Consider the following 8,489-nt stretch of genomic DNA (forward strand, 5'->3'; position numbering starts at 1 on the left):
AAGGCGGTAGGTAGGGCAATCACCTTTGATACCAATAACGACGATGCTCGCTACGATATTCAGAAAAGCGCAATTCAGTGCCGAATTGTAATGTGATTGCACCAGCCTCGTCTGTTCTTAGACGTTTTATTCCAAAATCGGCATATCGTTGAAATACTTCTGGTTTGGGGTGATGGTAACGATTTAAATAACCGACCTGAAATACTGCCAACTGAGGCTGCACTGTCTGTAAAAATGCAGGGGTAGAAGAGGTCCCGCTACCGTGATGCGGTGCGAGCAATACGTCGGCACGCAATTTAGCGGGAATACTATTCACCAGCTCATCCTCTTGAATTGCCTCGATATCACCAGCCAACAACATCGAATGGGTTTTAGTAGAAATTCTTAAAGTACAACTACGGGCGTTTGGCTTCCACTTCTGGCTTTCATAACTGGCTGATGCTGGCTGCAAAACCTCAAATTCCACACCGTCCCAAGACCAGGCCTGCCCAGCTAAACAGCGACGATGATTTATGGCAGCCAAAACCACAGGGCTATCACTGGCTAATGAACTACTCACCCAAGCAATTTGCATCTCTTTAAAAATACTTAAAGCACCGCCGGAATGGTCGCTGTCATTATGCGAAATCATCACACCATCCAAAGATGAAATACCCCTCGCTCGCAAGTAAGGCACGATCACGCGGCTACCTCCATCCGACTCGGGCGAATAAGAGGGGCCGGTGTCATATAGCAAGCGATGGTGAGCCGTCTCTATCAACAAACTCATACCCTGCCCTACATCCAGCGCGGTTACCGTCATTTCACCTTCAACTGGCTGGCTTGCCCGGTGAAAGATCAATGGCAAACAACAGAAAATACCCAGCCAGCGCAAAGGCCATCCGCGTGGCGCCAGTAGCCACAAAACACCCAGCATCGCCATCCCTGCCATCCATAATGGCGGCATTGGCGTAGTAAATACCGCAAAACTTTGAGTACTTAAATAATCTAAAAATCGGGCAAGAAACTCGACACAAATATGCGCAAGCTCCAGTACCCAAGAACTCATCGGTGCAGGTAGTACGCTACCCAATAAAGCGAGCGGAGTCACGATAAAACTCACCAAGGGAATCGCCAGCATATTTGCTACTGGGCCGACAAAAGATAGCTGTCCAAACAGTAATAAGGTCAGAGGCACCAAGCCAATAGTCACCACATATTGAGTGAAGGTAGCGGCACGCAACATGCTAAATAGACGACCACGCCAGCTGACTGGTTTTGAAGAAGATACACGACCAACAGACGCAAATAAAATAATACCTACCGCACCGAATGACAACCAGAATCCCGGCCACAATACCGCCCAGGGATCAAGTACAACGACCACACCCAAGGCAAGACAAAGCACATGCGAAATACTCGTCAGACGTCCACACCACAAGGCCAACGCAACCACACTCAGCATGTACAAAGTGCGTTGTGCTGGCACACCGAATCCCGCCAAAGCGACATAGATTAAGGCCATTAACACACCGGCCAATGCCGCTGCTTTTTGCGCAGGTAAGCGAATCGATAATGGTTTTTTTAAAACATGACTAAGAAAAAATGAATGACGCCATAACCAATAGATCAAGCCAGCAAACAAACCCGCCACCATAGTAATATGCAATCCTGAGATGGAGAAAAGATGCCCTACCGACGTTCTGTTGAACACTTTCCAGTCAGATTGCGCGACCTCGCGCTGGTCACCCACCACCAACGCCACCAGCACGCCCGCATAAGTGTGCTCAGGCAAAGCTGCATGGATACGCGCACGCAAAGCTGCTCTGCCGCGTTCAACCAGATTGCTAATACTCCATACAAATGGCGTTATACGCTGATTAGAGTTAATCGTTGAATAAGCGACTGAATTAGTCACCGAATCAGTAAGTGCAGAATCAGTTTCCATAGGATCGGCAAGCGCTAAATTATTACTTACCAAGTTATTCCGTACCGTACCGGTAGCGCGTAAGCCTTGCTCCAGCAGCCACACCTCATAATCAAAAGAATCAGGATTTGCGTTGCCGTGCGGTCGCTTCAAGTGGACTGTCAGTCGCCAACGTTCGCCCGGCTGCACCACAGCAACGGTGCTATTTGGCGATCTCAGTGGCGCATACCAAGACAAGGCAATTTTCGATGGCACGATTGGTTTTTGCTCGTCTCCATCGTTGTCAGCAAGAACTTGCTCTACTAGAAAATTAAAGCGTACACCCTGTTCAAATTGAAATGGCAAGCTGTCTATCGTACCAACGACAATAATATCTTTGCCCTCCCAAACGGTGGGTAATTCTTGCACTAGATAAAAATGCGCAAATGCGCTTGCCCAAACAAAACCCAAGCCAGCGGCACCTATACACTTAGCGCATAAATTGAAGACGCGATAAAAAACTGAAGAAATAATCCGCTCAGAAAGCCATGAATTGATGACAGGACTCAGCAAAGAAGTGAGCACTATGCACATCAGGCTAATCACCGCCAGCACAGTCAAGTCAAAACTGTCCAGCAGCGCCGCCTGTTGCTGCAAGCAAGCGACACCAATGACAAAACTGATGATCGCTGCCCGCATCGTTTAAGCTATGAGTGAACGAAGTGAGCGCGGCAACCGGGGTAAAACTTCCAGCGCGTTGGCGGTAGTCTGCGCGGCAATTTGCGTGATTGTCATCCCGCGCAATTCTGCCAATACTGCACCGATCTGCGGCAATTCTGCGGGGCTATTGATCGCTGGGTGCAACCAGCTAGGAGAGATATCTGGCGCGTCTGTTTCTAGCACGATGGCAGATATTGGTAAACCGCTTGCCAGGCGCCGGATCTGCAGAGCGCGGGTGTAAGTCATCGCGCCGCCAAAGCCCAATTTAAAATTTAAATCAACAAACGTCTGCGCCTGCTGCTGGCTGCCATTAAATGCATGCGCAATGCCGCCAACGACTTTAATTCTGCGTAAATATTTGAGTATCTGATCTTGCGATCGTCTGACATGCAGCAACACCGGCAAACCAAAATCACGGGCGATTTTTAATTGTTCGACATAGAAAAATTCCTGCTTCTCGCGTAATGGACTTTGGCTTAATTCAGGGACAAAAAAATCCAAGCCAATTTCACCGATTGCCACAAAACGCGTTATGGCACCGTCTTCTGTGTTGCCTACATCACTTGACATAAGTGTCAACACCTTCTCACGCAATAGCTGCAAATCACTTTCTTGCGCAGTCGGTACATACATGGGGTGAATGCCCAAGGCATAAAAGCAATCGCTGCGTTGCTGCGCCAGGCTTGTCACCGCCTCAAAATTACTCGGATGAACAGCAGGAATCACAATCGCCGACACGGCTTTTTGTGCGGCAGCATCAGCCACCGCTAGCGACGCGCCATCGAATTCCATCGCATCTAAATGGCAGTGCGTGTCTATCCACATGGCATTGCCTTGGCTTGATCTTGCTTTTGATCTTGATATGCAGGATGAATTGGATTTGGGAGCATCCTAGGATTATACCGCCTGATCTTGCTAACTAATCATCGATACCCAGAGGAAAAATAAATCATATCGTCAATGAACTTCTAACGATTTCGCAACAAGCATTGTAAATATACTGGTAGTAGGTATATTTATATTGCCCATATAATCATTGGACAATACGGCATTTATTAAAAAATATTAGGGGAGTATATTGAATTAATATTGAAAGTAATATTGGACGAGAGATGCAAAATCTTCCGCACCAAGATGACTACCAGAGATTGATATAAAAACGCAACCTCTGGCAGCTCTAACTCTCTAAGGTTTACCTCAGCAATAATTTAGCTCAGCAACAATCCAGATGCTCCTCATGATCCGCTACGCTTGCTCGTAAGAGTTTGGCGGCTTGCACCATGTTTTCTAATGTTGCAATCGTCTCTGGCCAGTCGCGGGTTTTCAAGCCGCAGTCTGGATTTACCCAAAGCCGGCGGTCTGGTAAAACGCTGCGCGCTTTTTGCAGCAGCCTTTGTATTTCGCTGACCTTGGCTACGCGTGGCGAATGGATGTCGTAGACGCCCGGGCCGATATCGTTGGGATAAGAAAAATCGCCAAAACCGTCTAGCAATTCCATATCTGAGCGCGAGGTTTCTATCGTGATGACATCGGCATCCATGGCGGCGATCCAAGGCAAAATATCATTGAATTCTGAGTAGCACATGTGGGTATGGATTTGTGTATCGTCTGGTACGCCGGATGCGCTGATTTTAAAAGCGCGTACTGCCCAATCCAGATACGCGGGCCAATCGCGGCTGCGTAATGGCAAACCTTCGCGGAAAGCGGGTTCGTCAATTTGTATCATGCCTATGCCTGCTTTTTCCAGATCACAGACTTCATCGCGCAACGCCAATGCGATTTGTAAGGCTGTCGTGGCGCGTGGCTGATCATCGCGTACAAACGACCATTGCAACATCGTCACGGGGCCGGTCAGCATGCCTTTCATGGTTTTGTCCGTCAGGCTTTGGGCATAGGCGCTCCAGGCGACTGTCATGGCCTCTGGCCGATACACGTCGCCATAAATAAACGGCGGCTTAACACAGCGCGACCCATAACTTTGCACCCAGCCATTTTGTGTGAAGCCATAACCCCACAGTTGCTCACCGAAATATTCCACCATGTCGTTGCGCTCTGGCTCGCCATGTACCAGCACATCAATTCCCAATTGCTCTTGCTTCTCCACTACCAAACTGATCTCAGCGCGCATCGCATCAAGATAATCCAGATGACTGAGATCGCCGCGTTTGTAAGCAGCGCGCGCTTGCCGGATCTCTTTCGTTTGTGGGAAAGAGCCTATCGTCGTAGTAGGGAACAAAGGTAGTTGAAAACGTGCCTGTTGTTTTACAATCCGCTGCGGAAATGCACTTTGGCGTTCTGCGTCCGCAGCGGTAACGCCAGCGACTCTTTGCTTGACTAAAGGATTGTGAATACGGGTCGAGGTAGCACGTTTATGGGTGGCGATTTGCGATGCAGTAAAGTGGGCAATGACCGAGGCTGCTTGTCCGTTTAAGGCTTGTTTTAAGGCGACGATCTCATCGAGCTTTTGTGTCGCAAATGCGAGCCAGCTTTTTAAGTCAGCATCGAGCGCTGTCTCGGTCGCCAGATCAACCGGCACATGCAGCAGCGAGCAACTCGATGCAATCCATAATTGATCGCCCAATTGTTTTTGCAAAGGCTGCAATTGTTGGAGTAAAGCAGACAAATCAGCGCGCCAAATATTGCGACCGTCAATCACACCGACAGATAAAACACGTGTTTTTGGCCATGCTTGCGTCCCATTGGTTAGAAAGTCTGCCAGTTGTTGTGGCGCTCTCACCAGATCAAGATGAAGGCCTGCTACCGGCAATTGATGCAATAAATCTGCATAGTCTGTTACCGCCTCAAAATAGGTTGCCAGCAAAATTTTTGGTGCCGTCTTTGCCAGCGCGACATACGCAGGCTGAAACGCTTTTTGCCATTGCTGATCCAGATCTAGCGACAAAACCGGCTCATCGATTTGCACCCATTCCACCCCGGCAGCTTGCAAGCGCGCCAGGACTTTTTGATAAGCCGGAACTATCTTGTGCAGTAAATCAAGTTTATGCTGAAGCTGTTTACCTGCGTCGCCTTTGATCTTGCCCAGATAGAGCAAAGTGATCGGCCCGATCAACGTCACCTTGGCGACATGTCCCAATTTTTGGGCTTGTGCAAGCTCATCAAATAACCAATCAACGCCGCCATCAAAGCGGGTATCAGTAGTCCATTCTGGCACCAGATAATGATAATTAGTATCAAACCATTTGGTCATTTCCATCGCGACATTGGCGCTATTACCGCGCGCGGCGCTGTAATAATTTTCTAAGGACAAAGCCTGCGGATCAAAACCAAATCGTGTCGGCAAAGCACCCAGTAATGCCAGCGTATTTAATACCTGATCGTACCAGGCAAAGTCGCCAACGCTGACATAGTCCAGACCGGCTTGCTGCTGCACGCTCCAGTGTCGCGCCCGCAAATCACTGCCGATATCTTGCAATGCCGCTTCGGACAATTCTTTACGCCAGAAAGCTTCTTGCGCAAATTTCAATTCACGCTGCGCACCGATGCGCGGAAATCCCAAAATATGTGCTGATGCCATGACAACTCCTTTTATCTAAGTGTTGTCATGATGGTGCAACGTCGTTTATGATTCAAACGATAAATTTTAAGAATCAACTTGAATTTCATTCATAGTGAAAATGATTTTCAACATCAAATTCACACCCGAACTCGAACTCAAACTAAAACTCAAACCAAAATCCATAGCCGAGCAAGCTTATGCAATCAATACTGGAAGTCCGGCACCTCAAAACCCTGCACGCTTTGCGTGAGGCTGGCAATCTGTTGCGCGCTGCGACCCTGTTAAATGTGACGCAATCTGCGCTGTCACACCAAATCAAATTGCTGGAAGAGCACCACGGCAGCGCCTTGTTCGAGCGCAAATCGACGCCGATACGTTTTACACCAGCAGGAGAACGACTGCTACAACTGGCCGACGCTGTGTTACCACAAATCGCCAATACCGAGCGCGATCTGGCGCGTCTGGCGCAAGGGGTTGCCGGGCAATTACGGATTGCGGTGGAATGCCACACCTGTTTTGACTGGCTCATGCCCGCAATGGATTTATTCCGTCATCGCTGGCCAGAGGTCGATCTGGATATCGTCTCTGGATTTCAGGCCGATCCGGTTGGCCTGCTGTATAGCAACCGTGCCGATGTGGCGATTGTGGCAGAGATTGATCATGATGAGAGCGTCAGCTACCACCCTTTATTCCGGTTTGAAATTGTCGCCCTACTCGCCAAAGACCATGCGCTGGCAACGCGTGATTATCTGGTGGCGCAAGATTTTGCGACCGATACTTTAATCACCTATCCGGTACCCGATGAGATGCTAGATATCGTGCGGCAAGTGCTCAAACCCGCTGGCGTAGAAGTAGCCAGACGCACCACAGAACTTACCGTCGCCATGTTGCAACTGGTCGCCAGCAAACGCGGCATCGCCACCCTACCCGTCTGGGCGGCGCAAAATTATGTGAACCGGGATTATGTTTTACCTAAACGGATTACGGCTGATGGCTTGACCGGCAAACTATATGCAGCTTGCTTGCCAGAGCTGGCGGATAAAGCCTATTTGACTGACTTTGTGAAGACCATACGAGAAAGCAGTTATTTGAATTTGCAGAGCGTGGAATTGATTTAATGCCGATTGATTTGATACCGCTACCCATGCAGAGATTTTTGTAGCATCCAAACCGGTTTGTCTCTCGATGCTACACTTTTGCCTCCAACCTTGCGCGAGTTAACACCATGGCACACATTCCAGACACCTTACTCAATTTAAGCAAAATCACCAGCGAACAGTGTGACGTCACGTTTGCAACGCGTGAGCATCAGACCAGAGAGCCACACACACATCCAACCCCGATTTATGTCATGGTCACCGAAGGCACGATGTTTGTCGCCAGTGGCGGCAAAGAAAAAGCGTTTCATGCAGGCGAATGGTGCGTGATTGACGCCGGTGTAGCACATGCGGAACGCTTTGCAGAGAAAACTTCAACCGTGGTGTTTTGGGTTAAAGCAGCTTGAAAGCGAATTAATTCTCCAGCGCCACAGGCGACACCAGCACGCCATCCGCATCTGCATAAATCCAGTCACCAGTGTCAATGGTTACGCCAGCAAACCGGACACGCACATCTTGTTGCCCCGCATTACGTTTGGCACTTTTAACCGGGAACGCCGCCAAAGCACGTACGCCGATCTCGCAGGCATTAATCTCCTCCACATCGCGGATACAACCATTGACGATGATGCCAGCCCAGCCGTTTTGCTCCGCCAGTTTGGCGAGATTGCCACCCACCAGCGCGCAACGCAGACTGCCGCCGCCATCAACGACCAGTACACGACCGTTGCCAGGGGTTTCTAGCTTATTTCGTACCAGCACATTTTCTTCAAACAATTTTAGCGTGACGGCAGGTCCGGCAAATTGCGTCTTGCGACCGAATTGTTTAAAAATAGGCGTAAAAACTTGTAGCTCGCCGCTGGCGATTTTATCTTCATATGCATCGCAGATATCACAAGTTAACAGACTCATTTGATTCTCCCAAAATCGATAGAAATCATATACTCCCCCTATTTTTTACAAAATATGCCGTTTTGACCAGAAAACATATGGACGATTAAATATACTCACCATTAGTATATTTAATACTACACAACTTATGCGGCAATTCATCATTTTTGCATAAATCTGGCATGAATCAAGAGTAAATACTTTTTTGCACCCATCCTTCTTTCTTTATAAAATGTCATGATAAAATTATCAACATTAATTTATTGCCATTGATTTACTACCATTAATTTATCAATATCAACAAGCCCACGTTCACGGAAATACATTTGATGGATTACCTCACCACCAGCCCCACCGCACGCTCCGGCGCACTGTCTGG

The 8,489-nt window shown here is 48.5% G+C and carries 6 protein-coding genes; 2 read left to right on the forward strand and 4 right to left on the reverse strand.

Annotated elements, in window-relative coordinates:
• Positions 1-19: 19 nt before the first annotated feature.
• The 3 genes from AAKU61_RS13125 to metE all read right to left on the reverse strand — a co-directional run bounded on the left by AAKU61_RS13125 (position 20) and on the right by metE (position 6,140).
• A complete protein-coding gene (locus AAKU61_RS13125; protein WP_354332877.1) occupies positions 20-2,584 on the reverse strand; it encodes a DNA internalization-related competence protein ComEC/Rec2 in 2,565 nt (854 codons plus the stop codon).
• A gap of 3 nt (positions 2,585-2,587) precedes the next feature.
• Positions 2,588-3,430, reverse strand: a complete 843-nt coding sequence (locus AAKU61_RS13130) for a TatD family hydrolase (RefSeq protein ID WP_354332879.1) — start codon at positions 3,428-3,430, stop codon at positions 2,588-2,590.
• Positions 3,431-3,818: 388 nt separating this feature from the next.
• Positions 3,819-6,140, reverse strand: a complete 2,322-nt coding sequence (gene metE / locus AAKU61_RS13135) for a 5-methyltetrahydropteroyltriglutamate--homocysteine S-methyltransferase (RefSeq protein WP_354332881.1) — start codon at positions 6,138-6,140, stop codon at positions 3,819-3,821.
• 179 nt (positions 6,141-6,319) lie between these two features.
• Between metE and AAKU61_RS13140 the strand changes: the two genes are divergently transcribed.
• The gene (locus tag AAKU61_RS13140; protein ID WP_354332882.1) at positions 6,320-7,240 is read left to right on the forward strand and encodes a LysR family transcriptional regulator; all 921 of its coding nucleotides are present in this window, start codon (positions 6,320-6,322) and stop codon (positions 7,238-7,240) included.
• A gap of 107 nt (positions 7,241-7,347) precedes the next feature.
• A complete protein-coding gene (locus AAKU61_RS13145; protein ID WP_354332884.1) occupies positions 7,348-7,626 on the forward strand; it encodes a cupin domain-containing protein in 279 nt (92 codons plus the stop codon).
• Between the two features lie 7 nt (positions 7,627-7,633).
• Here the strand turns inward: AAKU61_RS13145 and rraA are convergent, their stop codons facing one another.
• Positions 7,634-8,131, reverse strand: a complete 498-nt coding sequence (rraA, locus tag AAKU61_RS13150; RefSeq protein WP_354332886.1) for a ribonuclease E activity regulator RraA — start codon at positions 8,129-8,131, stop codon at positions 7,634-7,636.
• Positions 8,132-8,489: the final 358 nt, after the last annotated feature.

The organism is Undibacterium sp. GrIS 1.2 (assembly GCF_040544435.1).
Lineage (GTDB): Bacteria > Pseudomonadota > Gammaproteobacteria > Burkholderiales > Burkholderiaceae_D > Undibacterium.

Coding starts and splice junctions, on each gene's coding strand:
- AAKU61_RS13125 (WP_354332877.1), bottom strand. CDS start 2,584: ATGCGGGCAGCGATCATCAGTTTTGTCATTGGTGTCGCTTGCTTGCAG.
- AAKU61_RS13130 (WP_354332879.1), bottom strand. CDS start 3,430: ATGTGGATAGACACGCACTGCCATTTAGATGCGATGGAATTCGATGGC.
- metE (WP_354332881.1), bottom strand. CDS start 6,140: ATGGCATCAGCACATATTTTGGGATTTCCGCGCATCGGTGCGCAGCGT.
- AAKU61_RS13140 (WP_354332882.1), top strand. CDS start 6,320: ATGCAATCAATACTGGAAGTCCGGCACCTCAAAACCCTGCACGCTTTG.
- AAKU61_RS13145 (WP_354332884.1), top strand. CDS start 7,348: ATGGCACACATTCCAGACACCTTACTCAATTTAAGCAAAATCACCAGC.
- rraA (WP_354332886.1), bottom strand. CDS start 8,131: ATGAGTCTGTTAACTTGTGATATCTGCGATGCATATGAAGATAAAATC.